General features: G+C 53.3%; 20 protein-coding genes and 1 other RNA gene. 14 read left to right on the top strand and 7 right to left on the bottom strand.

What is annotated here, in order from left to right; all coding sequences use genetic code 11:
• Nucleotides 1-49: 49 nt before the first annotated feature.
• The 8 genes from ACP7A4_RS20990 to ACP7A4_RS20955 all read left to right on the top strand — a co-directional run bounded on the left by ACP7A4_RS20990 (nt 50) and on the right by ACP7A4_RS20955 (nt 10068).
• Nucleotides 50-1744 (top strand): lactate permease LctP family transporter, encoded by a 1695-nt coding sequence (locus tag ACP7A4_RS20990; protein ID WP_048365984.1) that lies wholly within the window; start codon nt 50-52, stop codon nt 1742-1744.
• A 111-nt stretch (nt 1745-1855) separates the two neighbouring features.
• Nucleotides 1856-2680 carry a (Fe-S)-binding protein gene (locus ACP7A4_RS20985; RefSeq protein WP_426248142.1) on the top strand — a complete coding sequence of 275 codons (825 nt, stop codon included), beginning with the start codon at nt 1856-1858 and terminating at the stop codon, nt 2678-2680.
• Nucleotides 2677-4137 (top strand): LutB/LldF family L-lactate oxidation iron-sulfur protein, encoded by a 1461-nt coding sequence (locus ACP7A4_RS20980; protein WP_426248141.1) that lies wholly within the window; start codon nt 2677-2679, stop codon nt 4135-4137. The genes ACP7A4_RS20985 and ACP7A4_RS20980 overlap by 4 nt, the downstream gene beginning before the upstream one ends.
• The gene (locus tag ACP7A4_RS20975) at nt 4134-4805 is read left to right on the top strand and encodes a LutC/YkgG family protein (RefSeq protein ID WP_203303610.1); all 672 of its coding nucleotides are present in this window, start codon (nt 4134-4136) and stop codon (nt 4803-4805) included. The genes ACP7A4_RS20980 and ACP7A4_RS20975 overlap by 4 nt, the downstream gene beginning before the upstream one ends.
• Nucleotides 4802-7612 carry an FAD-binding and (Fe-S)-binding domain-containing protein gene (locus ACP7A4_RS20970; RefSeq protein WP_426248138.1) on the top strand — a complete coding sequence of 937 codons (2811 nt, stop codon included), beginning with the start codon at nt 4802-4804 and terminating at the stop codon, nt 7610-7612. The genes ACP7A4_RS20975 and ACP7A4_RS20970 overlap by 4 nt, the downstream gene beginning before the upstream one ends.
• 257 nt (nt 7613-7869) lie before the next feature.
• Nucleotides 7870-8160 carry a hypothetical protein gene (locus ACP7A4_RS20965; protein WP_426248136.1) on the top strand — a complete coding sequence of 97 codons (291 nt, stop codon included), beginning with the start codon at nt 7870-7872 and terminating at the stop codon, nt 8158-8160.
• A gap of 72 nt (nt 8161-8232) precedes the next feature.
• Nucleotides 8233-8624: a transfer-messenger RNA gene (gene ssrA, locus ACP7A4_RS20960) on the top strand.
• Between the two features lie 187 nt (nt 8625-8811).
• Nucleotides 8812-10068 (top strand): integrase domain-containing protein, encoded by a 1257-nt coding sequence (locus ACP7A4_RS20955; protein ID WP_426248134.1) that lies wholly within the window; start codon nt 8812-8814, stop codon nt 10066-10068.
• Between the two features lie 119 nt (nt 10069-10187).
• On the opposite strand, the gene ACP7A4_RS20950 is transcribed toward ACP7A4_RS20955, so the two are convergent.
• The 5 genes from ACP7A4_RS20950 to ACP7A4_RS20930 form a co-directional block, all read right to left on the bottom strand.
• A complete protein-coding gene (locus tag ACP7A4_RS20950) occupies nt 10188-10457 on the bottom strand; it encodes a hypothetical protein (protein WP_124323462.1) in 270 nt (89 codons plus the stop codon).
• The gene (locus tag ACP7A4_RS20945; RefSeq protein ID WP_124323461.1) at nt 10454-11434 is read right to left on the bottom strand and encodes an integrase domain-containing protein; all 981 of its coding nucleotides are present in this window, start codon (nt 11432-11434) and stop codon (nt 10454-10456) included. Before ACP7A4_RS20945 ends, ACP7A4_RS20950 begins: the two co-directional genes overlap by 4 nt.
• Nucleotides 11418-11771: a hypothetical protein gene (locus ACP7A4_RS20940; protein WP_124323460.1), complete on the bottom strand. Its 354-nt coding sequence runs from the start codon at nt 11769-11771 to the stop codon at nt 11418-11420. Before ACP7A4_RS20940 ends, ACP7A4_RS20945 begins: the two co-directional genes overlap by 17 nt.
• On the bottom strand, nt 11758-13164 hold the full coding sequence (locus ACP7A4_RS20935) for a YfjI family protein (RefSeq protein WP_124323459.1): 1407 nt from the start codon (nt 13162-13164) through the stop codon (nt 11758-11760). The genes ACP7A4_RS20940 and ACP7A4_RS20935 overlap by 14 nt, the downstream gene beginning before the upstream one ends.
• Before the next feature lie 1070 nt (nt 13165-14234).
• Complete coding sequence (locus ACP7A4_RS20930) at nt 14235-14771, bottom strand: LasR-specific antiactivator QslA (protein WP_124323458.1); 537 nt, start codon at nt 14769-14771, stop codon at nt 14235-14237.
• A gap of 531 nt (nt 14772-15302) precedes the next feature.
• Between ACP7A4_RS20930 and ACP7A4_RS20925 the strand changes: the two genes are divergently transcribed.
• The 5 genes from ACP7A4_RS20925 to ACP7A4_RS20905 all read left to right on the top strand — a co-directional run bounded on the left by ACP7A4_RS20925 (nt 15303) and on the right by ACP7A4_RS20905 (nt 21129).
• Nucleotides 15303-15635, top strand: coding sequence for a hypothetical protein (locus ACP7A4_RS20925; protein WP_124323457.1), 333 nt, complete (start codon nt 15303-15305; stop codon nt 15633-15635).
• A gap of 497 nt (nt 15636-16132) precedes the next feature.
• Nucleotides 16133-16828, top strand: a complete 696-nt coding sequence (locus tag ACP7A4_RS20920) for a hypothetical protein (protein WP_020293161.1) — start codon at nt 16133-16135, stop codon at nt 16826-16828.
• Between the two features lie 24 nt (nt 16829-16852).
• Entirely contained in the window at nt 16853-17392 is a 540-nt protein-coding gene (locus ACP7A4_RS20915) for a hypothetical protein (protein WP_124323456.1), read from the top strand.
• A 382-nt stretch (nt 17393-17774) separates the two neighbouring features.
• Entirely contained in the window at nt 17775-19457 is a 1683-nt protein-coding gene (drt4, locus tag ACP7A4_RS20910) for an antiviral reverse transcriptase Drt4 (protein ID WP_426248130.1), read from the top strand.
• A 433-nt stretch (nt 19458-19890) separates the two neighbouring features.
• Complete coding sequence (locus ACP7A4_RS20905; RefSeq protein WP_426248128.1) at nt 19891-21129, top strand: hypothetical protein; 1239 nt, start codon at nt 19891-19893, stop codon at nt 21127-21129.
• 429 nt (nt 21130-21558) lie between these two features.
• Here the strand turns inward: ACP7A4_RS20905 and ACP7A4_RS20900 are convergent, their stop codons facing one another.
• Nucleotides 21559-22347 carry a hypothetical protein gene (locus ACP7A4_RS20900; protein WP_426248126.1) on the bottom strand — a complete coding sequence of 263 codons (789 nt, stop codon included), beginning with the start codon at nt 22345-22347 and terminating at the stop codon, nt 21559-21561.
• Between the two features lie 440 nt (nt 22348-22787).
• Here ACP7A4_RS20900 and ACP7A4_RS20895 point away from each other — a divergent pair, with 440 nt between their 5' ends.
• Nucleotides 22788-23720 (top strand): DUF4365 domain-containing protein, encoded by a 933-nt coding sequence (locus tag ACP7A4_RS20895; RefSeq protein WP_426248125.1) that lies wholly within the window; start codon nt 22788-22790, stop codon nt 23718-23720.
• 313 nt (nt 23721-24033) lie between these two features.
• Here the strand turns inward: ACP7A4_RS20895 and ACP7A4_RS20890 are convergent, their stop codons facing one another.
• Nucleotides 24034-24489, bottom strand: a complete 456-nt coding sequence (locus tag ACP7A4_RS20890) for a GIY-YIG nuclease family protein (RefSeq protein WP_426248123.1) — start codon at nt 24487-24489, stop codon at nt 24034-24036.
• Nucleotides 24490-24999 lie beyond the last annotated feature (510 nt).

Below are 24999 nucleotides of genomic sequence, written 5' to 3'. Positions count from 1 at the left end.
CCAGACGCGACCAGCAGCAACGACCAATAACAATTAGGGGCCACCCCATATGCAAACCTGGCAACAGCTCTATAGTCCGCTCGGCAGCCTCGGCTTGTCCGCACTCGCCGCCGTCATCCCGATCGTGTTCTTCTTTCTGGCCTTGGCCGTGTTCCGTCTCAAAGGACATGTCGCCGGCAGCATCACCCTCGCCCTGTCGATTCTGGTGGCTATTTTTGCCTTCCAGATGCCTGTCGACATGGCTTTTGCAGCAGCGGGCTATGGATTTGCCTACGGCCTCTGGCCAATCGCCTGGATCATCGTGGCCGCGGTGTTCCTCTACAAGCTGACGGTGAAAAGTGGCCAGTTCGAAATTATCCGCAGTTCGGTCCTGTCGATCACTGACGACCAACGCTTGCAGGTGCTGTTGATCGGTTTTTGCTTCGGCGCCTTCCTGGAAGGTGCAGCCGGATTCGGCGCACCAGTAGCGATTACGGCCGCCCTGCTCGTAGGCTTGGGGTTCAACCCACTGTATGCCGCGGGCCTGTGCCTGATCGCCAACACCGCCCCCGTCGCGTTCGGCGCACTGGGCATCCCGATCATTGTGGCTGGCCAAGTGACAGGCATTGACGCGTTCAAGATCGGCGCCATGGCAGGCCGTCAACTGCCGCTGCTGTCGCTGTTCGTGCCGTTCTGGTTGGTGTTCATGATGGACGGCCTGCGCGGCGTGCGTGAAACGTGGCCAGCCGCGCTGGTGGCGGGGCTAAGCTTCGCTGTGACCCAGTACTTCACCTCGAACTACATTGGCCCCGAGCTGCCGGACATTACCTCTGCCCTCGCCAGCCTGGTCAGCCTGACGCTGTTTCTGAAAATCTGGCAACCAAAACGCACCGCAGGCGCGCAGATTGCAGGCGTGGCCTCTGATGTTGTCGTGACGGCCAACCCGGGCGGTTTCGGCAAACCAGCCAATCTGCTGGCATCGCCTTACAGCCTGTTGCAGATCCTGAAAGCGTGGTCCCCGTTCCTGATCCTGACGGTTCTGGTCACCATCTGGACGCTTAAACCGTTCAAAGCCCTGTTCTCGGCAGGCGGTTCGATGTACGGCTGGGTGTTCAACTTCGCGATCCCGCACCTCGATCAACTGGTGATCAAAACCGCACCAATCGTAAATGCACCGACTGCGATTGCAGCTGTTTTCAAACTTGATCCGATCTCCGCCACCGGCACCGCTATTTTCTTCTCGGCCTTGATCTCGATGCTGATCCTGAAAATCGACATCAAAACGGGTCTGACCACTTTAAAAGAAACATTCTTCGAACTGCGCTGGCCCATCCTGTCCATCGGTATGGTGCTGGCGTTCGCATTTGTAACTAACTACTCCGGCATGTCTTCGACCATGGCGTTGGTGCTGGCTGGCACGGGCGCTGCGTTCCCGTTCTTCTCGCCTTTCTTGGGCTGGCTGGGCGTATTTCTGACAGGCTCGGACACCTCGTCCAACGCCCTGTTCAGCTCGTTGCAAGCCACCACCGCACACCAGATTGGTGTCAGCGACACCCTGATGGTGGCCGCCAATACCAGCGGCGGCGTAACCGGCAAAATGATTTCACCCCAATCGATTGCCGTGGCGTGTGCGGCCACCGGCCTGGTGGGTAAAGAATCCGACCTGTTCCGTTTCACCCTGAAACACAGCCTGTTCTTCGCCACCATCGTGGGGTTGATCACGCTGGCGCAAGCCTACTGGTTCACCGGCATGCTGGTGCACTGATACGCGCTATGGTTACAGCACGTTAATGGCGCCGGGGCTGCCCCGGCGTCAGTAATTCACTACCCGGTCCACACCCGTGGACACATAACCGGGACCACCCGGAGACGCCTGATGAGCGAGCTTTTCTACAACGCCGTGCCCAACGCGACCCGTGTCGCCCCGCCCCTCCCTACACCTCGTATTTACCCCACGCAAAAACCACATAAGGTGTACCTGTTCGGCACCTGCGTGGTCGACCTGTTCTTCCCTGAAGCCGGCATGGACGCGATCCACCTGCTAGAGCGCGAAGGCATTGCTGTCGACTACCCGCAAGGTCAAAGCTGCTGCGGACAACCCGCCTATACCTCCGGTTACACCGATCAGGCGCGCGAAGTCGCACGCGCACAGCTCGCCTTGTTTACCGAGAGCTATCCCGTTGTCGTGCCGTCCGGCTCATGCGCGGGCATGCTGCGCGAACACTATGAAGACCTGTTCAAAGACGAACCTGAGACGTTGAAACGCGTGCATGCCTTGGCTGAGCGTACTTTCGAACTCACCGAATTCCTGCTGTACGTGTGCAAGGTTCAATTCAAGGACCACGGCGCCCCGGTCAAGGTGGCGCTGCACACGTCTTGCTCGGCCCGCCGTGAAATGAACACCCACCTGCACGGCCGCGAAATGCTGGCGCAATTAGCGAATGTGGAACGCATCGACCACAGCCACGAAAGTGAATGCTGCGGCTTTGGTGGAACATTCAGCGTGCGCATGCCGGATATTTCCGGTGCGATGGTGGCTGACAAAACCCGCTCCCTGATTGAAACCGGTGCGCATCAAGTACTCACAGCTGACTGCGGTTGCTTGATGAACATCAACGGCTCACTGGAAAAACAGAAACAATCCCTGCGCGGCCAGCATCTGGCCAGTTTCCTGTGGCAGCGCACCGGAGGTGAACAATGAGCACCGGCACACTGATTCCGACCGTTGCAGTGGAAGAAGACTTCCGCGAGCGCGCCCATGAAGCCTTGGCTGACAAACAACTGCGCAATAACTTTCGCAGCGCCATGGATTCTCTGATGACCAAACGCGCCGTGGCCTTCAGCGACGCCCACGAGCGCGAGCACCTACGGGCACTGGGCAATGCAATCCGTGCCCGCGCCTTATCCAAACTGCCAGACCTGCTTGAACAGCTCGAAGCCAACCTGACCCGTAACGGCGTGCACGTTCACTGGGCTGAAACGGTCGAACAAGCCAACGACATCGTGCTCTCGATTGCGCGCCGCCGCGCCGCCAAGCAGGTGATCAAAGGCAAGTCGATGGTCAGCGAAGAAATGGAGATGAACCATGTCCTGGGTGCTCAAGGCATTGAATGCCTCGAATCCGACATGGGTGAGTACATTGTTCAACTGGATAACGAAAAACCGTCCCACATCATCATGCCCGCGATCCATAAAAACGCCGGGCAAGTAGCCGACTTGTTTCACGAAAAACTCGGTGTGGACTACACCAAAGATGTCGACCAACTGATCCAGATTGGTCGGCGTGTACTGCGACAAAAATTCTTTGAAGCAGATATCGGCGTCTCAGGCGTCAACTTCGCGGTGGCCGAAACCGGCACCCTGCTACTGGTGGAAAACGAAGGCAACGGGCGCATGTCGACCACCGTTCCACCGGTGCACATTGCCGTCACCGGAATCGAGAAGGTAGTCGAGAACCTGCGTGATGTGGTCCCACTGCTCTCGCTATTGACCCGCTCTGCGCTCGGCCAGCCGATCACGACTTACGTCAACATGATCTCTGGGCCACGTAAGCCCGGCGAGTTAGACGGTCCTGAAGAAGTGCATTTAGTGCTGCTGGACAACGGCCGCAGCCAGGCATTTGCCGACAGTGAACTGCGCCAAACCCTCAATTGCATTCGTTGTGGCGCTTGCATGAACCACTGCCCGGTTTACACACGCATTGGCGGTCATGCCTACGGCGAGGTGTACCCCGGCCCTATCGGCGCAATTATCACGCCGCACATGGTGGGGCTGGCCAAGGTGCCGGATCACCCGAGCGCTTCGTCGCTGTGCGGAGCGTGCGGGGAAGTCTGTCCGGTCAAGATCCCGATTCCTGCTCTGTTACGCCGCCTGCGTGAAGAAAACGTCAAAGCGCCCACCAGCCAACCTCGCATCATGCGCGGTCAAGGCAGCAAGTATTCACGCAAAGAACGCTTCATCTGGAACGCCTGGGCCAAGCTCAACAGCTCACCCAACCTGTACCGCTTGTTCCTCAAGGCCGCCACTCGCTTGCGCGCATTGACGCCGAACAAGGTAGGACCCTGGACCCAAAACCACAGCGCCCCTAAACCCGCCGCCCGTTCGTTGCACGACATGGCCCGCGAGCACTTGGCGAAACAGTCGGGAGATCAGTCATGAGCGCTAAGCAAAATATCCTCAACAAACTGCGCAACAGCCTGACGGGCACTACACCCGTGGCTGACAACTTCGACGAACAATTGGTGACCCAGCCCTGGACGTACACGCTTGAACAGCGCATCCCCCAACTGCGTAAGTTGATGGAAGCCGTGCACACGGAAATCCACCTCAGCACCGAACACGACTGGCCTGCGCTGCTGGCCCAGCTGATTACAGATCGCCAGCTACCGAGTTTGCTGATTGCTCCGTCGACGCCCCACGGACAGAAAGTTACCGCGCACTGGGCGCAGAACCCGACGCTAGCGACACTCAAAGCCTACGATCGGCCGGTGGAGGAATGGAAAGACGAGTTGTTCAACGACACGCCCGCCAGCTTGACCACTACGTTGGGCGCGATCGCGGCCACGGGTAGCCTGATCATGTGGCCGACAGCCGAAGAGCCGCGCCTGATGAGCCTTGTGCCACCGGTGCATTTCGCCCTGCTGAAAGCCAGCGAAATTCGCGACAACTTCTATCAGGTGCAACGTGAAATGAACTGGTCCGCCGGCATGCCGACCAATGCCTTGCTGGTGTCCGGCCCTTCTAAAACCGCTGACATTGAACAAGTCCTGGCTTACGGTGCCCACGGTCCGAAAGACCTGGTGGTGTTAATTCTGGAGGATGCATGAGCCTGCCCGTAGCCTTTGTGCGTGATGCTGAGCGACTGATCCCACCCGATCGTCGCTTCACTGACGCGCTGTCGACGCTGGCCTTTGGCACCGATGCGAGCTTTTATCGCTTGATCCCAAAGCTGATCATCCGCGTCGAGTCCGAAGACGAAGTGGTTGAACTGCTGCACTTGGCGCGCCGCGACCAGGTTTCAGTCACCTTCCGTGCTGCCGGCACCAGCTTGTCCGGCCAAGCCATCAGCGACTCCGTACTGATCGTGCTCGGCGATAACTGGAACGCTAAAGAAATTCGCGGCCAAGGCACTCAAATCCGCCTGCAACCCGGTGTGATTGGCGCACAAGCCAATGCCTGGCTCGCACCGTACGGGCGTAAGATCGGTCCCGACCCGGCCTCGATCAACGCCTGCAAAATTGGCGGCATCGTCGCCAATAACGCCAGTGGCATGTGCTGCGGCACCGCGCAAAACACTTATCACACCCTGGCGGGCATGCGCGTAGTGCTGGCCGACGGTACGCGTATCGACACCGAAGACGCCGCTAATGTCGCCGACTTTCGCCAAAGCCACGGCCCGTTACTGGAACAGCTTGCGACCCTGGCCCGCGAGACCCGCGCCAACACTGATTTGGCTGCGAAAATCCGCCACAAATACCGTCTGAAAAACACCACCGGGTTGTCACTCAACGCCCTGGTGGATTTTGACGACCCGCTGGATATCCTCAGCCACCTACTGGTGGGCAGCGAAGGAACGCTGGGGTTTATCAGCTCGGTGACTTACGACACCGTCATTGATCACCCGAACAAAGCCTCGGCGTTGATCGTGTTCCCGGACGTTGAAACTTGCTGTAACGCCGTGACTGTACTGAAAAGCCAACCCGTGTCTGCGGTTGAACTTCTCGATCGCCGCAGCCTGCGCTCAGTACAAGACAAGCCCGGCATGCCTGCTTTCGTACAACAACTGTCGGCTAATGCCTGCGCCCTGCTGATCGAGTCCCGCGCCGCTACGCAGACGTTGTTGCACGAACAATTGGCGCACATCATGGGTTCGCTGTCGGCATTCCCTGTCGAGAAACAAGTCGACTTCACCGAAGATCCAGCCGAAAACGCCAAGCTGTGGGCCATTCGCAAAGACACCTTCCCGGCAGTCGGCGCGGTACGTAAAACCGGCACAACAGTGATCATCGAAGACGTGACCTTCCCTGTCGAACAACTGGCCATCGGCGTCAATCGCCTGATTGAGCTGTTCGACAAACATCACTATGACGAAGCGATCCTGTTCGGCCACGCGCTTGAAGGCAACCTGCACTTTGTTTTCACCCAGGGCTTCAATAGCCCGCAAGAAGTGGCACGGTATCAGGCGTTCATGGATGACGTGGCGCAGTTGGTGGCCGTGGAATTTGGTGGTTCCCTCAAAGCGGAACACGGTACCGGTCGCAACATGGCGCCCTTTGTAGAACTGGAGTGGGGCAGCGACGCGTATCAACTCATGTGGGCACTTAAACGCCTGCTCGACCCGCAAGGCATTCTCAACCCGGACGTGGTACTCAGCGAAGACCCGCAAATCCACCTCAAACACTTGAAGCCCCTGCCTGCCGCCGACGAGATTGTGGATAAGTGCATCGAGTGCGGATTTTGCGAGCCCGTGTGCCCGTCCAAAGGACTGACGCTCAGCCCCCGACAGCGAATAGTGATCTGGCGCGACATACAGGCGAAAAAACGCGCAGGCGTGGATACCCGCGAACTGGAAAAAGCCTACGAATACCAAGGCATCGATACCTGCGCCGCGACCGGTTTATGCGCGCAACGTTGCCCGGTAGGGATTAACACTGGAGAACTGGTCAAAAAACTGCGCGCTCGCGAGGCAACTCACCTCAAAACGGCCGACTGGCTGGGCACGCATTTTCCGACCACGCTACAAGGCGCCCGCTTTACCCTGCACGTGGCCAACGGTGCGCGCATGTTACTGGGCGCGCCGCGTCTAACCAAACTGTCGGCGACGCTCACCAAGGCCAGCAAAGGACGAGTCCCGCTGTGGACCAACGCCATGCCGCAACCCGAGCGGGCCATTCGCTTTAGCCCGCCCGTGAAAGATGCACGACCACGCGTGGTGTACCTCGCGGCATGTGTATCCCGCGTGATGGGGCCCGCGGCAGGCGACAGCGAGCAAATGTCACTGCTGGATAAAACCCGTGGCTTGCTGGAAAAAGCCGGTTACCAAGTGGTCTTCCCGGACAACCTGGACAGCCTGTGTTGCGGTCAGCCATTCGCCTCCAAGGGCTACGCCGAACAAGCCGAACACAAACGCCAGGAACTGATTGGCGCCCTACTGCACGCCAGCCGTGGCGGGCTTGACCCGATCTATTGCGACACTAGCCCGTGCACATTACGCCTGGTGCAAGACCTGGGTGAAACGCGTCTCGACCTGTACGACCCGGTACGTTTCATTCGCACCCACCTTGTGGATAAGTTGCGCTTCACCCCGCAACAAGCTCCGATCGCCGTCCACGTTACGTGCAGCACGCAACACTTGGGCGAGAGTCAGGCACTGATCGACATCGCACGAATGTGCAGCACAGAAGTCGTGATCCCGGAAGGCATTCACTGTTGCGGTTTCGCGGGCGACAAAGGGTTCACCACGCCAGAGCTGAACGCCCATTCGCTGCGCAGCTTAAAAGACGCCGTGCAGCATTGCAGCGAAGGGATTTCCACCAGTCGCACGTGCGAGATTGGCCTGACGCAACATGGCGGCATTGACTACCACGGCTTGGTGTATTTGGTCGATCGCGTGACGGCGGCCAAATCGCTGTAACGCCACGTAGTCGGTATGTCGCTGCCAAAGGCTGCGCGCTTCTCAAATGAAAAGCTCACAGCCTGTGGCAACGACTACCCCAGACAATGCAGGTTCTGCGCACCTTTTTTGAGCATAAAAAAACTAATCCAATGATGGCCAAATAAAAGCAGAACCCTTGAGCACAGCTATAGTCAATTGGCTTAAGGCCCCACTGTTTGGGGTATAAAACCGAGCCCGCAAACACCGGGCCTCATCTGTGCACAAGGAGTTTTCCCATGAAGCGTACCGCTCTTGCTGGCCTGTTTATCACTGCTGCAATGTTGGCTTCTCCCGTATTTGCGGCCGAACCGGCTAAAGATGATCTGTGCTCCATCAACCTGCAAAAGATCAACGATGCGATGGCAACGTCTGGCCAAACCAGCGAAAACACCAATGACAACCTCAAAGCCGCTCATGACAAAGCCGTGGCTGAAAAAGAGAGCGGCAACGACAAAGAATGCATTTCTATCACCACCCAAGAGTTGCAGCGCATTCAAAACATCAACAAGGGTGGTGAAGGCAAATAAGCCTTGAGGTTGGCCTTCTGCGCAGGATTGGCGTAGACTGCGCTGGCTTGCTGGTTACACACAGCAGGCATCGGGGCCGTTTAGGATTCGACGCCGGTTGCGAAACTCTAGGTGCATGCCGAGTTGGTAACAGAACTCGTAAATCCACTGTTGCAACTTTCTATAGTTGCCAATGACGAAACCTACGAGGGTCAAGCTCTCGCAGCGTAAGCTGCCTTAGCCATCCTCCTGGTACCTTCGGGTCCAGCAATCACTAGGGGATGCCTGTAAACCTGAAGTGATTGTCATATAGAACAGGATCGCCGTGCAGTACGTTGTGGACGAAGCGGCTAAAACTTACACAACTCGCCCAAAGCACCCTGCCCTTCGGGTCGCTGAGGGTTAACTTAATAGAAACGGCTAAGCATGTAGTACCGACAGCGGAGTACTGGCGGACGGGGGTTCAAATCCCCCCGGCTCCACCACTTCATCATCTAAAGACGTCCACGGACGTCTTTTTTTGTGCCTGGAATCCAGTAAATACGGGGGTTTCAGGGCTATTGCGGGCTTTCGAGGTTTTTAGAGTTCCAGGCAATTTGGTATTCCCAATGGTATTCCCGGCTACCCGGCGCTAATCTTGGGAATACCAAAAGGTGTCATGGAGTACTTCTCATGTGCGCTCAAACCACTCGCCTCTCCGACCGTCAGCTCAAGGCGGTCAAACCGAAAGACAAAGATTACGTCCTCACCGATGGCGACGGGCTCCAGCTGCGAGTCAGGGTCAATCGCTCGATGCAGTGGAATTTCAACTACCGGCATCCCGTCACCAAGAATCGAATCAACATGGCACTGGGCTCTTATCCCGAGGTTTCTCTTGCGCAAGCAAGGAAGAAAACCGTTGAGGCCAGAGAGCTGCTTGCACAGGGCATCGACCCAAAAGCTCAGCGCAATGAGCTGCAGGAAGCCAAACGAGCGGAAACGGAACATACGTTCGAGAACGTAGCCACCGCATGGTTCGAATTGAAGAAAGACTCCGTCACCCCGGCGTATGCCGAAGACATCTGGCGCTCGCTCACACTGCATGTTTTTCCAAGCATGAAATCAACGCCGTTATCGGAAGTGAACGCGCCGATGGTCATCAAGCTGCTTCGTCCGATTGAAGCTAAAGGCAGCCTCGAGACAGTTAAGCGAGTGAGCCAGCGCCTTAACGAGATCATGACCTACGGGGTCAACTCCGGAATGATCTTTGCCAACCCTCTCAGCGGCATTCGAGCGGTGTTCAAGAAACCTAAGAAAGAGAACATGGCCGCGCTACCGCCTGACGAGCTTCCGGAGCTCATGATGGAAATCGCGAACGCCAGCATCAAGCGGACAACCCGCTGCCTGATCGAATGGCAGCTTCATACCATGACCCGCCCTGCCGAAGCGGCGACCACCCGATGGGCAGATATCGACTTCGACAAGCGCATTTGGACCATTCCGCCAGAGCGCATGAAAAAGCGTCGTCCGCACACAATCCCGCTTACCGATCAGGCACTTTCGTTACTGGAGACGCTCAAGCAACTCAGCGGTAACAGAGAGTACGTGTTCCCCTCAGATAGAACCCTCCGCACCCATGCCAATAGCCAGACCGCCAACATGGCGTTGAAGCGCATGGGCTTTCAGGACCGCCTAGTCAGCCACGGCTTGCGCTCGATGGCGAGCACCATCCTGAATGAGCATGGATGGGATCCGGAGCTAATCGAAGTCGCGCTAGCGCATGTCGACAAGGACGAAGTTCGGAGCGCCTACAACCGGGCGGATTACATCGAACGTCGGCGCCCGATGATGGCCTGGTGGAGTGAACATATCCAGAAAGCGGCTACCGGCAGCCTGTCAGCGTCGGCCATCAATCAAACCAGGGACCGCAAGGTGGTGCCGATACGCTGACATCACGGCGACAGTTCATGCCATCCGTGTAGTGGAGCTTGCCAGCGCTTCTTCGGCCAAGCCCCTGAGTATGGGAAGGCTCCGCATTCCCATACTCAGGGGCTCACGCTAAAGGCCTATCAGACAACCACGGCTTTTGCCTTTCTAAGGCGGATCAACCCTGCTGTTAACTCGTAGTAGTAGACGGTAGCTGGAGCTGAGCATCGCAGGTAGTGCTCCAGAAACCATCTCACGTGCTTTTCTCTCCAGGACCAGGGAGTCGCGCAACCCCAGCGCTCACGAATCACCTCGTGCATCCTTTCTGCTTGCCTAATGTGCCGCTGCCGCGTGGCATGCGCACCTTTGAGCACAGGGCTCAGAAACAACGCTATGTCGAACTCAGACGTCATCGCCGACCTCCGATGTAGGCACTCACCACATCGATGCGGTTATGCCCCAACTCTTGGCTGATCTGCTGTCGCGCCCACAGATCAAGCTCTCGATCTTCGGGATGAACACGAACGCCATTTACAGGTGCAGAAAAGCCGGTCATTTGCTCATAGCGCTCACAGGCGTAAGCCGCCCGTAGCTCATGAAAACCTTTCAACCCCTGCTCATGCAGGAGGTCCCGTGCCGGTCGCACAACTGCCTGCATAAAGTCTTTGTAGCTTTCGTCGGGCGCCAACAAATTCCGGCTGCCATTGGGTGAGGTCGCGCTGGCCCAATCCAGGGCATCGCGAACTTGATCCGAGACCGTAATCCAACGCGGTGCCGAGGCCCCTGATCGACCACCTTTAGTACCGTCCTGGATGTTGATTTTCCCCAGCTGTTGGGCCTCTCGTTGCAGCCGTGGCAAGTCTGCCAAGATCGCTTCACGCAGGCGCATACCTGTCTCCCGGGCGAGAAGCACAATGGCACTCACCCTCGATTGCTGACGATCTGACAGTGCCCGTGCGATCAACTCGACCTGCGCACGGTCTTGGCCTTGCGGGGCCTCACTACGCACGCTTGAGCGCTGCAAGCCCAGCGCCTTGCTTGGACTGGGGATTTTGACGTACTGATCACCGCGCAGCGCGGCCATCGTTCGGTTCACGCTGGACAGGCGGTTCTGCGCGGTGGCAATGCCAACGTTGCCCTGATCAACCTGCTCGCGCAAATGGAAGGCGTACCGCATAAGGATCTCACGGTCGATCTGTAGCGCGTCGTTGAGTCCTGGTCCTTCCTCGGATCGACACCATTGCACGAAGGCCTGCCAGCGATCGCTATGGGCTTTGACGGTAGCAAAATGGCCGTCGCCGAACAGATCTTTCAGGGCTTGCGGGCCGGCATAGCTGAGCTGACGACCGAAGCCGAAATTGCGCCCCGCTCGCTTACCGACCCGAGCCATTGCTCTGCTCCTGATCGACTGCCGCGAGATCATGCAAGAGGGCTTGCCAGTGCGCACTCACGATGGCGAGCTGGGCCCCATCAGTCGGGCGAAAATACAGCGAATTGTTCATGACGAAGAGGATCGCCCCCTCCTCTTCCAACCATTGAATGAGGGCTGTCGTCGAGGAGATAGCTTTACGGGTGGTGGCGACATCGGCGACACCGGCGACAACCCTTGCCTTGTCTGGCTTTGAGCGTGGCGACAAAGTGGCGACACTCGCGGCGACAAACCGCACTTTCGGTTCATTTTGGCGCTGAGCCAGATGGTTACGCAGCGCTTCATCAAGATTGAACATGACGCACCTCGAAGGTTTGGCCATCGGTGATCAACCACTGATGATCAATCAACTCGACCAGCAGCTTGGCGGCATGACGGCTGCTCTTGCGGGCAAAGCGAGGACCGTTGCGATTCAGCTCTCGAATACTGAAGCGTTTCCAATTCTTGACCTGCAGCCAGCGCAGCAGCCGGTCTGCCTCCTCTTTTACTCGGCACACCGGCTCCTGTTCGGTCAAGCGCTGGATCTCGGTGAGGTAATAGCCAACTAAGGTTGAGGCCCGCTGGATGTGATCGACCTCCACAACACTGCTCTCCTCTACTACGGCCAAAATGCCGGCGACGCGCAACAGGTTGTCGGCGGCCTTCGAACCGCTGGGCCGCACGCTGGCCAGCTCACCAAACTCACCCAGTTGAGCTTCGATGGCATCATGCAAATCAATCCAGCGACGGCGGGCTAACGGACTGAGTGTCAGCGGTGATAGCCGCAAGGCACCGTCAGCGGAAAGTGACCAAGGCTGATGAAACAGGGCCGAAAGACGGTGGTGATATCGCTTTAGGGCGGGATCTTTGGACAAGTTGACCGCCTGGTAACTGCGTTGTCCGGCCAGGCTGGTGGGCCAGGTCATCAGGCAGCGACCGAGAATGCCTTGCCCCTGCAGTAACGGGTCACTGAGTAGCTGCATGGCCAAGTACGGTTGCAGCATCAGGTGCAGGCTCAAGCGCCGGTCATAAGCCCGTAGGCTTTCGCCTGGCATGGAGCGAGCGCGATCAATCGGACTACCGTCCCAGAGTGACGACAAGGTCGTGACCGCTTTCAAACGGTTATCCCGACTCATAGTGCTGCTGCCAAGGAACTGTCCGCCCTCGTCACAGAACAGGCCCATGCTGGGCAAGTCATGACAGAGCCCCTTAATCAAGGCCTCGATAGTCGGATCCGTGGTGATCAACCTAGGGGCTGAGGGCTCCGCTTCGAGCGACATTCCGTTCGCGGACTCAGGATCGCCAGGCTTGATACGCTGCGCCTGTCGCTGTGCGGCGCGGTAGTGGGCAAGCTGTTCGCGGTAGCGCTGCCATTGTTCACGCTCCCATTGCCGTGCTGGCAGCAATGCACATCGGTCTGCGGCGGTCTTACGATCACCGGACGCGGCCACCGTAATCAGGTACAGCGACAGGGGATAATTTCTCCCGTCGAGCTGTAAGCCCGCATGACCTTGGGTGGCCAGCGCCGAAGCAGCCAGCACCGATTGTGCAGCCAATGCCTGGGGCACCCCGATGACCTCGGCCATGCGTTCGACTGCAGGCCCAAGAATCCCACCCAGTGCCTGCGCCGGATAAGGCTGGGCAGCGGGATTCGACTCAATCAGCGGTCGAGGTGGTCGTGGTAGTTCAAGCTTCGGATCTAACTGCTGCATTAGCCCTCTCCTCGTTCATTGTTGTTTGTCCTCACGTAGTCCCGCCACGGCTGTTGAGTGTTATCAGGGATCAAGGCCCCTGCGACCTGTGAGATGTTCACTGACGCGGAACGAACGGCTCCTTACGACCGGGAGCAAGGGCATGCCCCCAGGAATCTGACCTCCGTGACGCATCCGAAGAGGCGGGCGGGTGGAGGCTGTGCCGACTGACGAGTTCGGCACCTGGATATCCTGGGTGGGAGAAAGCAAAGACCTAGACACCTGATGCATGCCTGACTGTCAGTCAGGTGCAGCACTTCCGTAAGCTGCGGCACCGGTACCTGTGTCGTTGCGGATGGCGACAAATCGGATTTGTCAGTCCGATTGTCACGAGGAGAGTTGCGACAATGCCATATACGACGTGGCTTGCAGCAGTGGTACGAGCGCCCGTCTCTTTCCGGGAGAAAGAGACGGGCGCAGTCTGGCGCAATGAAGTCTGCTGAGAGGTGAGGTTGCTGCAGTGCAGCGGGGAAGGTCCGTCGTCTGCCGCTGCGGACAGATAAGTCGAGTAGGCATCCATCACCCTTGGAGAGTGACCGTGCGAGCCGCCGGACGCTAATCGCACTTCGGGGAGAACCACCACACAAGTGGCGTAGCCTTGAAGGTTCTGGCTACCTGGGCTGTTGCTGTCAACGACAGCGATCCGTGCACCAATTTTTATACCCACTAGAAAAGACGGTCAAGCATCAAGGGCAAGGCGTACAAAAAGTGGCGACTGTCGCCACTTTTGTCGCCATGCTCCAGGCCGCGTTCTGCATGGGTTGTCGCCGGTGTCGCAGGTGTCGCCACTTCTCTAGCCATAGCCCTACGACAAGCTCGGCTCTGACGCTGAAACTGCGTTCCACTCGATAGAGATCACGGACAATTACTGACGGATTAACAACGGCGTGGCGCTAATCAAATTTGAAATGGGAAGGTGGAAGGAGTTGGCTTCGAGAAAAAGCGAGTGAACCCTCCGATCGGCGCGATCAAAGATCGCTGGATCGGAGGGTTTGGCGGAAAAAGCAAAGTCTCAAACGTCAATTAGCGCCTCAAGCATCGAAACTTGTTGGTCGGGATGCAGCAGCGTCACGAAGGTTGAGCAGCGTCTGCTGCAAACGCAGCAGAAAACCGGCCTCGAACGCTTCCTGAAAATCCCCTGGACGATGACGTTTCCGGTTCTGCGCCAGTGCCCACCATAACGGTAATGATGAACCGTCAAGCCAGGTCTCTGCACACCGAACGCCATCCTTGATCGTCGGAGCGAACTCATCGCCCCACGGGGTTTGGATCGCGGGACAGCCTTCAGCGGAGGGGACAGAGACGTACTCACCGATCTGCTGATGAACGCGCTGAGCAGGGATGCCGGTCAAGTACCGGAACGCCTTGTCGTATAACACGGCGGCATCATCCAGCAGCTCCACTGCCAGCTCAACGTCCTGCGGAAAATGAAGCAGAATACTTTGTGCTCCATTAAGCCGAAGCGTGGCAGCCTGCCGTAGTTTAATCGCGCCATCTTCAGGGGTAAGCGATGCTGTATCGATGGTGTGGGGTTTGGGGAGGCCGATTAGAAGCGAGAGATCAAACATCACGGAATCCTCCGAGATGGTTTGAAGTACAAAACAAACGGCCGGGGTGGCGCACGAGCTTAAAAGGGGGACAGGGCATTTTCCTTATCTCCTCGGACAGTTAAGGAGCCGTCCACCCAGCCGTTCTGACACGAAATAGGTGGCGGACCGTACGGGGGTCAGAAACCGGCGTCCGAGGGAACCGGCCAGGCCAAAGCCTGCCCCGCACGGACCGCCATAGAAAAGCAGCAGCTAAGTCTGTGTAAGCACTTTCTACTCGCTATGGCGCCATGCGCCTCGAACAATTCAGGTTCTGACACCCGGTCGCGGGATTGACCGCGACGGAGCAAAGCGTAAATGTGAAGCCGCGACAACACAAGCATGAGTGTCAATAAGCGCCGCATCCGAATGAACGTGCCGGGCAGAAACTAACATTCATCGGCATCTAGTGACTCTGGCAAATCAGGCGCCACGCAGCGTCTTTTCACTACCGAGTCCGACCACACTGATAGAATCGGTAACGCTATACATGACATCGTCTCGAGAAATGGTATGAATACAGAATTGACGGAAGAAGAGATGCGCCGGGCGCTGTTCGGTGAGCCTGAGGTCCCTGCTTTAGTAATCGACACACACGTGCAAGATACCGCACCCGAAATCGTGATCGCGAAGCCGACAAAGGCAGTGAAGAAAAATAAATTATCAAAAACCTTTACTCCGAGATTGAAAGTCACACTGAGGGTGGGGAATGAATTCGAAGGCAATATGCACGAGATCGTACATGAAGCCGATACGCTCAGCTCCCTAGTTGCAGAGCAAGAAGCTACAAAAATCGCCAAGAAAAAATTCAGGTTTGTGGAAGTTATTTCGGTTAAGTCGATGTAAGCGGGCAAGCTAGGTTCCAAGCCCATTTCACTGCAGCGCCACAACCGGCCGACCAGTTCGTGTGGAATGAGGCCTTAATCTCAATCACGGTAGCCGTTATCGCGTTTCGAACGCTAACAGTCAATCCAACATTTCAACGCATAACTGAACATCAGCCCTCCCCTGCAGACCTCGGATTCAACGGTCAGAAACAGGCGAATGGCGGACACATGGCTCTAGGTTGCTCGGAAAATGGTCCTTCTTCCGTTAAGTTCCAAGCTCGGTGCAGGCTGTTTCGATTTGCAAAACAGTCCGATGCCCCAGAGATACTCTACATCAGCCGTCAGCGAATAGAGCTGTATGAATAGAGGATTAGACACACCAGGTATAGTAATTGCCTGCTAGGGTCCCATTACTGAGTCGCTACCTAGCTCCAAGTGAAGTTGATATGCTTGTCAACGGCAAGCAACGATCGTAGTAAGCATCAGCTCACATGGCATATCAAGGATTCACTAATCATGAAAAAAGTTGATCTTGAAGCGGCAGACCCAAAAGTCGAGCCGTTTGATGAGAAGTTACACCGCATTGGAAGAGCTACTATAGGTGCGATCCCAGTTGTGGGAAGCCCGTTATTGGAGATTTTTAATTCGTTACTCGAGGCTCCTTTAAATAGGCGCCGCACGGAAACAATGCTTGCCATTGGGGCTGCTCTTAACGACCTCATAGAGCAAGGAATTGTAACGGAGGCAGGTCTACAGGAAAATGAAGCCTTTGTCAGCACTGTTGCGGAGGTTTGCAATATCTCCCTAAGAAATCACCAAGCAGAGAAACTCGAAGCATTGCGCAACGCTGTAATAAATTCTGCGCTGCCTACATGTCCAAGCGATGATTATCGCCAGGTATTTCTCAATTTTGTAGACGTATGCACAGTTTCTCACATTAGACTGCTAAAGCTTTTCGAGAATCCTGATCGGTGGTTTGCGGATAACAACCGAGTAAAACCGTACCAAACCACAGTTTCTTTATCCCAGATTATCGCAAGCGCCATGCCCGAACTAATTGAAAACCATGAAATTCTCGATAGCATATGGGCTGACCTCTATCAAAAGGGATTGGTTGAAGTAAAGCAGCTTGAAATGATTCTAAGCGCGGATAGTTGTTTATCAAAACAGACCACACAGTTCGGCAGCAAACTCGTGACTTTTTTGAGTTAACTGCCAGGAGAGCGAGATAATCTTTTGAAGCAGATCTTTTACGCTGGCAACGATCGTCAACCGTGCGCTGCCGAATATGCAATAGTCATGGATGGCTCCGGCTCTATCCAACGTGCTCACATTGTCGTGGTCCAGTCGTCACAGAAAGGTGTATGGACCAGTTTGTACAATACTGACGAGGGAAGAGACAACGTATTAAACAGGATTTTGGCACAAGATCTTCTTGGGGTCAGAGTAGAGTTTTTGACGTTTAATATTATCTTAGATCTGTCCACCCGAATGGAAGGTTTTCGACTGCCTATAAGGCTAAATTTGGAGGATTATATGATCAAGGGGAACGCTTACAAATCTAAATTTTCTCCAACACTTAATTTTAAAACTTTACTGCTTCAGGTTTTTCGTAAAGAGTACAGGGAAACCTGCATTTGGAGTGGTCATGTGGTAGGTGGCTGCGCAAATTTCTACACTGATCTGATGGATCCGGAGCGGCACCCACTAGACATTATTGAGGCTAGTAAACTCCTCGAACAAGCCGGATACAGTCGCCCCAAACGTCGCGGCTAACTCAAAGCCAACGAACGTATCTCAATGGAGGGATGGCGCAGCACTAGTGACAGGAAGCCAGGTGAAAAGCATAGCAGAGGCCCCCCATCGCTTTTGGCTCATTACTGCCGGTTTTGAGGGGCAGCAACCGGCCATAAGCGGACGCTCAAGACTGGTCAGTCTTTCGGCCATATGCTGCCGTTATCTAGTCTCTACATTCGCCCATCCGCCTCAAGCGAACCTTTCATCTCAGCTAATTTTGGCCACATTAGACGGCGTATCATGACCAGTCAAATCGGTTACATCGCTCAGCACTTAGAAAAATTCGACAACTCGTTTTTCTTGGAGCAGAGTAATATGATTTTTATGTTCAGGCAGCAAACGGTTGAATAAGGAGATTTAATTGAAAGAGTTTACTAGCCCCTTCACTAGCATTCCACTAGGCCTTTCTCCTGAACGACATTTCTCAGAGGCTTTGACGAGATGGAATTACTTCCCAAATCAGAAAGGCTCAGCTAGCGAATTACCTCCTTGCTTTACAACACGACGCTTTACTCCGGAAATTGCAGTAGAGCTTTCAAATTTACCTATTCAAGATACTCGAAAGCAGCACTGGTTCGATCTTGTTGAATACCGCGTAACTAGGTACAACAATATCTCCCGCACCTTGGCTCTATTACATCCGCTTGCTTATGCAAGATTGCATGCAAGAATCATGGCCAATTACGACGAAATAACGAAACTGACCTCCAGTGACCAGAGCGCCATAAGAGTAGAAGAACATATCGATGGGCGAATGTTTATCATGAACTACGAGAGCCATGAAGCGCGCACTAATACCGCTCTTGAAGATACTTTTGGGAAGCGATTTCGTGCCCATACCGACATTTCCAACTGCTTTGGCTCCGTCTACTCGCACTCTCTTGAATGGGCCATCCAAGGATACGACGAAGCAAAGAAAAATCTTTATGCAAAGCCAAAGCATTGGAGTAGCCTTCTAGATATCGCATTCAGAAACACGAAAAGAAACGAAACCTCTGGCCTTCCTATTGGACCCGCAGCCTCCAACTTAGCTGTAGAGATAATTTTATGCCGAATTGATAAAGTGCTTGACGGATATGGTTTTATATTTACACGATACATTGATGATTACACAGCGTACTGTGAAACTCATGACGAGGCACAAAGCTTTATCCGACTACTTGGACAAGAGCTCTCAAGTTATAGACTATCTCTAAATTTAACTAAAACCTCCATCAAGGAATTGCCCGAGCCTTTGCAGGACTCATGGACCTCTTTGCTAAACAACGCTCTCCCTAAACGTACGGACAATGAAGGATTACTTACACTAAACACCAGCGAGGCAATTAACTTTCTTGATTTTGCCGTCCGTCTCAACAACGAAACTCCAGATGGCAGCGTGCTTAGATATGCTATCAGTGCAATTGCCCCTCGATCAAACAATGAAGCTGCGGCTGCAGTTTTTAACTATACTTTAAATCTTTCTTGGCATTTCCCAGCCCTGCTTCCGCTACTCGAAAAAATTGATGCTCGATCCGATGAGTATGATGTAGATGCAACACATGACAAGCTCAACAAGATCATTACAATAAATGCACTGCATAGGCGATCAGATGGTATGTGCTGGGCTCTTTATTATTTAAAGCAGCTCAATCGCGAGCCAGGCAACAATCAAATTACGGAGGTGATTAATTCTGAAGACTGTGCAGCAATCACTATGCTATGCAAGTTCAACAACTCTATCGCCCTGGCTAAAGAATATGCATTAAGGGTTATCAATAACGCAACCCTTTATGAGCTAGACCAAAATTGGCTATTGCTTTATGAACTTTTTCTACATGATCACATTGACGACCCCTACCCAACTGAGAGTACATTCGCTCTATTGAAGAAATACGACGTGTCCTTTTTATATCCTGCTGACAGATCAAGTCACGCAGAACAATATTGCCACGTTCTTTCTAATCCATTCCAAATTCCCGGTCAAACAGCGCCCTTCAATCAGTGGATGAGAAGACTTGAAGCACCACCCCCTCCTCCTAAACCGCCGTCTCTTTTTGCATGAATATGCGAAGAACGGAGCAACCTTACGTAGCTTGATTGAGTCTCTCAATTTGTTTGGACTGAAGCACTGGAGCTCAGTAACCTTCTTAATAAGTTTGAGGTTCCCTTGTGGTGGAAAGCAGTCTTTTGCCAACGACTGCTTTTGGCCGATTTCGGTCGGTCGGGACAGGCAGAAAACGGCCAGAAGCTGTGACTCGAAGTTGTCCACGAACCCAGAGGCGATTCATCCTCATATCCATGCTTGTCATCACCCTACACGGATATCACCGTTTGCAGCGTGAGCAGCCGGTATACACTTTCGGACGCAGACGTGACTCCAGAGCATATCGTCATGAGGCGTCCATCTGTAGATTGAGCCGCTAAAACCTCTGAGACAGAGGTCACAAAGGTCTGGGTACCCAGCCCGAAGTTAAAAGGATGGGTTGCCAAGGTAAATGGCCAACCCTGGTTGTGAACCATTCAAGGACCGTAACGGCGTGAACCGAAAACTATCTATCTTCATCGACAAATCCACTTGGCCAGGCTCTCATATCCATCCGCTCTTTCCCAGAAAATTTCACAAAGGGTTGAGTGAATACGATCTGAACATTCCTGAAATGCTTTTGACGATCGGTTACCTCACTACGCCAGCCGCCGTCACAGGCGTCAGTCTCAGCGAATTTTGGGCGTGGGTTCGCTATCTCGCCGCAATCACACCCAATGATGTGCAGATGAAGCTGACCAAGAGCTTTGCATCACTCGACCCTCACCAGAAAACCATTCTTAGCGATGATTTCGGTATGGGTGTGTCCATGGCATGGCTGTGGGACACGCTTGACTTTGATTTGGTCGTAGACGGTATCTATTTCATGCGCCAACACGCTCGGACCCTCGGCGTGACCCAGCGACGTCTTGCCAAGCGAGGGCCTAACAAGACCCCAGACTTCGTGGCAAGAGACTCGAAAGGTCGCTGGCACGTCATCGAATGCAAAGGTACACAGTCGGGTGTCAATTACAGCACTCAACAGTTGGCGGGGGGCGTTGCACAGAAACATTCATTGGTGTTTCCACCTAACTACACTGGTCAGAGACTGGTGTGTGGCCTAACCATCGGTCTGGAAGATATGGGTGGAAGTAGACTTCACGTGATTGACCCTCCACCGGATGAGCCTGTAGAAATTTTGTCGAGTGAAATTCCTCAAGCCAACGACGCGGCCACTCGAGGCGTAATGTCCAAACTGTTGAGAATGTCCGGATTCGAGAACGCAGCCGAGGCTGTAGCGTTGCCAGAAGGCGTATGGGCGGATGTTTTGAGAACTCCAACCAGGGCAGCGGCTGACCGTCAACGTCAGGCATTGAATGAGCGGGATACGAGGATACGCAGCGAATTGACTGAAGACCTTTCGCAACGACAGGTATTCGAAGACGGGTTCATCGGCCGTGAGACCAAACTCGCGCTGCCTCGAGCTTTGCGCATCGACGGCGTTCTGGTCACTAATGTGATCATTCAACAGGGAGTAAATCGTGATGCGGTAGACGAGCTCGCGGACCAACCCACCGTCACCAGCCTGTTACAGCAGGCATCAACAGACTGGCCAAAGCTGATAGGCCGAAATTACACATCATCAGACGGCCTCTCGGCATCTCTGCGGATAGGTAAATTGTTCAAATCGCAAATTCATCTTGAGAGCTAAGCAAACGTGCAAGGTTATGCGGCCGCTGATTGACAGCAATCAACGGCTGTCTGTGCCACTCCCTTCGAGTACCCATCACTTTCGATTATGGGTAGTACAGTGGCTCTGCTGCGCCTCCAGCCCTAACGACCAGCTTATGCACCTATTCAGTTACATTGAGGACTGATCATTCACAATGGATGTGTATTTTATAATGTTCATCGAAAGTACTTGGTACTAAAATGCTCCGAATATACTGATGAATAGTTCCTATTTTTGACCGACTACTGCCCCCTCTGCGAAGGGCAGATACTGGCCGTTCTCTGCCAGTTGCCAAGGGCTGCAACCGGCTCATAACAGCCCTTCATAGACAACTCGTCGGGAGCGCGGAAAGTATCTTTGCCCAATGAAACTCAGGGTGCTTTACTTAATCAGCGTATAAACGCTTGACTAGAATTTTCGCAAAATAAACTCGTCAAATTTCAAAAATTTGACAGTGAATAGATCTTGCTGCAGGCGTTGATAGATCTTGTCATCTGATACAAAAAACTCTACATCATCGCTGTAGGCCAAATGCGCTATGTCATGCCCATCATTTCTTCCAGGCGGATTTCCACTTTCCATGGCATCCATAGTGTAAGCTGTCAAGCAATCTATGTAGTTGCTTAGCGGCCTGTGCTTGCTATAGTGTTCAATAGATCTCATATATTGTGGAGAGAATTTTTCGATTCCTAGGTGCTTAAGAAAATTAACTATTGTAATTTCCGAGAATGTTCGAATGACCGCAGGAGTATAGGGATTCGCTTTAAGGGTTTGGCGATCTTCTTTTGACGTTGAAAGCGTTCCACTTAAAGTCGATACGCTCTCATCCATTAGATCCTCATCATATTTTGTAAGTGTACTAATGGTGTAGGTATTGCCACCAAAACTTACCTCAATCTTTTCCGCCTCGGCAAGCGTTGGTATCTTAATTAATTCCTCCATTATCGCTTTAGTGGCAGGCACATCATAGTCGGGGATATCCAGAGCAAAGGCTTTAGATTGCAACGTTGCAATCGACTCCCAGACTATTGAAACATCCCTCGTTAATATGTTGGCGAGAGCGGACCTTCGTATAGCATACTCTCGCTCCGAGGTCATTCCTGAGATAAGCTCCATGATACCAAGTTGCGAACATATCAATTCAATCTCGGTTGATTCTGGGATTTTTTTTAGCTGCCTAAGAATATTTGTATCCAAGTACGCTTTCAATTTTATAACGCCCTATATTCTGCATGAAATATACTTTCCAGATGAAAGGCTAGCATCCACTTTAGGTTAGTATCATAGAGCTACTTTCAGGTAAAGAGTAAAAGTAGCTTCGGTATCACCCGCACACCAGTGAAGAGTAGATAGCGGCAGATACTGATCATCAATCCCGACCCAACTGTTCCTTGAGCATCAGGAGGGTTCACCGACGGGATTCTGGCGTGACCGTTGTGTACGACATCACTTAGTGGCTGCTTCAGGTCTCGGGAACGTCCGCTTCTGGCCGTGTGCCGCCGGTCGCAACACGCAGCAGTCACCCCTAGCGCCCATAGGTTGATGCTAGGAACGGCGTTAGACCGTCGATTAGATCCTACTGTCGCTGCATTCAAAATTGCTGATAAGCTCAGCATGATAATTACACGGAAAATTTGATGAACATCTTTAAATTCGACCAAGGCAATGCCGGTGAGAACTTGGCTGCAAGTGTCTTATCTCTAATTTTCAACGGTGAAGCTCATCGAGAGACCATGCGCGGCGAAGGAATAGGTGCCCTTGATCTTCAGCTGAAGTTTCCAGTCGATTTTCCCAGCCCAACCCACGCACAATTAGCTGTGCAAGTTAAAACTGGGGTAAGCTTCGGGCGCTGGACGCCGACCAAAAAACGATGGCGCTTACAGAATGTTGATCAAGAACACTTGAAAAAGTGGAAAGCCACCAATCAACCCGTAATTTTGATTTGGGTACGCCTTGATCCAGAAACAAAGATTTACTGGAAGCTCATCGACAAAAAAACACCAATTGAGACCTTATCAGTTTCTGAAAATCACACTCTGACGCCGGCCTCCAGATTTGAAATCGAACGGCTGATACACAAACAGCACCGACCTGTAAGCGGAATGGGAAGGTTCACCGTTCCGATCTTTGCCACAACTGCTCAAGTACGAGAATGGGCCCGCCCTAAATTTTCTAAAATCCGAGGAATTGTGCCCTGCTGCCTTGGAAAAGTATCTATCAGCAATTACGCATGGCGGCATCTAACGAGAATCACACGGGCTCAATCGCACATTCGAGATAGCTTGACAGCTTTGCCGTATGCCAAAACGATACTCGAAAAAACCCCGCACCAGATCCAAACCCTGCCTGGAATAACCGTGCAAAATGGAAACAAGATAATAGTAAACAGAAAAGTGCTGGCAGTGTATAGAAACGTGCATTTCTCAGATAAAGGCGACTGTGTAGTATATGTAAGGCTCGACGAGCAAATCATTTACGAAGACAGCTGGAAGGAAAAGGCTTTGATTAGGCAGGAGCTCTGCCAAGAACTTAGGCTGGAAAGCATTTACAGGAAGACAACGAAGAAATAGTGCGCTTCCCCCCTCTTCACAATCCTGTCCTACTCACAGACATGAATGCCTGCGAGATCAGACACATACCTGAGAGGCGCGTTTAGGTATGATCGCGCGCGAGAGCCGGGGAGCGCGAATGTAAGATACGGGATGCACCGATTTTGTCAAGTGAGGACTCTAGCTGGACCGGCGAGGCGGAAAGATCTTTTGAGCCAAAAGCTGACCACTCTGATCGCTACCGTATTTACTGCGAAAACTTCCTATTCAGTTTCTCTCCCGGTAGGCAGAGTCGCGTGGCTAAAGAACGTGGTGAGCAATTTTTGACTGCTGGTTACTCTTCAGTATTTCTCAAAACCCATTCAGCAAAGCTTCGGTCATGAAGATCAGGCTCATAGATATCCCTTAGATCTGACTCATACATTTTTGTCGGAATGTCTAAGTGGATATTTGATCGGTTAGAAAGCTCCTGATCAAAAAACGATTCTAACAGATAGTCTATATACATTTCTGCTTGTTCAAACTCGACCCTGAACCACTCAGAATTTGTATCCTCGTGATTGGTGATTCGATAGTCTTTAAATTCGTAATGAATACTGGACTCAATCTTTGAGATTGAAGCCAATTTTGCTGGCACATAATATGCTACGTGCAACGCTAGGTTGGGATCGCCAGTTCTAAGATTTCTGAATCTTTTTAAAGGATTTCCATCGGTTCGGCCTATCTTGCAGCGAGTGTAATCCGAAGAGCTAAGCAAAATATATATCCAGCTGCCAGGAAGTGTTGTCATGCACATAGTTTTTTTCAGTTTAGAAGTTCCTAATTATAGCTCGCCGCGAAAAATTTTGGATTTTTTCTGCTCGTGCCCGCTAAGCGGTGACCCTGATTTTGCATATATCCAAAAATGGATATACGGTTAGACACGATTGGCGCGAAGACTTTCCGCTTCTGACTGACTGTGTTCAAACAGTTAAATGTGATTTTTACGGCAAAAAAGTACGTGCCCGATACCGATATCCGGAATCACTGCACACTCGCACTAAGATTTTACTCAGCAGCATGCAGAAGAGGGGCGACGATGAGTCTACTGGCAGTCCGAGAAACCGATTTTTAACAGATTCGGCCGTTTGCTACATTTCGTGAAGGGCAGCTTCTGGCCGGGTTCTGCCGTTCACCACCTTCAGCCTCCTATCAAGCGCAACCTGTATCCCGAGAGCGGCAGGAAGACCACCCCCAAATCAAAGATGAGAAGCAAAGGCGTAAAATCGATTACAAGCGCCAGGCCAGAGCGTAGATATCT

It is taken from the genome of Pseudomonas sp. TWR3-1-1, assembly GCF_049896545.1.
Taxonomy (GTDB): Bacteria; Pseudomonadota; Gammaproteobacteria; order Pseudomonadales; family Pseudomonadaceae; genus Aquipseudomonas; species Aquipseudomonas weihenstephanensis.
The sequence above is the reverse complement of the archived record's forward strand: the minus strand, read 5'-3'. Positions and strand labels throughout refer to the sequence as shown.